Source organism: Eubacterium ramulus ATCC 29099 (assembly GCF_000469345.1).
Taxonomy (GTDB): Bacteria; Bacillota; Clostridia; order Lachnospirales; family Lachnospiraceae; genus Eubacterium_I; species Eubacterium_I ramulus.
The window spans coordinates 6,681-7,217 of record NZ_KI271179.1; the positions used below are offsets into that span (position 1 = coordinate 6,681).

General features: G+C 38.2%; 1 protein-coding gene. It reads right to left on the reverse strand.

What is annotated here, in order from left to right; translation table 11 throughout:
- The coding region (locus HMPREF0373_RS13550) for a cupin domain-containing protein (protein ID WP_021740328.1) at positions 1–398 on the reverse strand (398 nt) is incomplete at its 3' end.
- Positions 399–537 lie beyond the last annotated feature (139 nt).

Consider the following 537-nt stretch of genomic DNA (forward strand, 5'->3'; position numbering starts at 1 on the left):
TCCGCGGTAATGAGACAGGGTAAAGATAATTCATGGTTTACCATGGGCGTAAGATAGCGGGTAGAACAGATGTCTGCAGTATTCCCTCCCAGAAGATTCATATGGAATACATATGTTTCCGAACAGAAGTCCTGACTGTTTTTCAGGATAATGGAATGCAGCAGTAGGGGAGGAATAAACAGAATATCCCCGGCATTTGCTTCATATTCAATTAAATCAATCTGGTAGACACAGGAACCTTTTGTTATGAGGGTAAGCTCTGATTCCCCGTGCCAGTGCGTTGTTATGACAGGAGCTTCCTCTGTCAGCGTTGTAATATATTTCTGGATCGGAAAATAAATTTCTCCATGTTTAGCATTTTCTTTTTGCTCCGGTATAAGTGAATGTGGTGTTTTCATATTTTTGAGATCTCCTACAATGGCAGTATTGTGTTATAAAATGAAAAAATAATGCAAGATTTGTTGCGATTGAGATTATATAATAGCAGTATAATACAGCTAAAGCGATAACGCAATGGCGAACAAATACTATGATTAT